1 protein-coding gene is annotated in these 352 nt (G+C 57.4%); it reads left to right on the plus strand.

Features of this window, described 5'->3' with window-relative positions; all coding sequences use genetic code 11:
- Nucleotides 1-92 precede the first annotated feature (92 nt).
- Nucleotides 93-352: hypothetical protein (locus tag EXE45_RS18395; RefSeq protein ID WP_137695165.1), on the plus strand; the 260-nt coding region annotated here is incomplete at its 3' end.

The raw sequence follows: 352 nt of genomic DNA on the forward strand, positions 1-352 counted from the left end.
ACGACCGACGAGATATTCTCGACGGAGATGAGCGGGTGGAGACGTTAGAAGAAACCCCGCGTTCTCCTCCTGACGCACAAGAGTACGCGGAGATGGCAGAGGACTACCAAGACAAGAACGCAGAGATCGACTGGGATGAGATGAGTACGATCCCCATGATGGAACGAGACACGATTCGCATGGAGGTCGCGGTCGATGTCTCGGACATGGACACCCAAGGCAAGAAGGCGATCAACGAACTGACGGATCTGTACGAGGGAGCGTTCCAGGAGGTCGTCAACAAGAATCGTGACTACTCGTGGTCGTTCCTCCGCACGGGGCGGAAACTCGCAGACACGCCCGCGACCCCGTT

It is taken from the genome of Halorubrum sp. SP9, assembly GCF_005435015.1.
GTDB lineage: Archaea > Halobacteriota > Halobacteria > Halobacteriales > Haloferacaceae > Halorubrum > Halorubrum sodomense.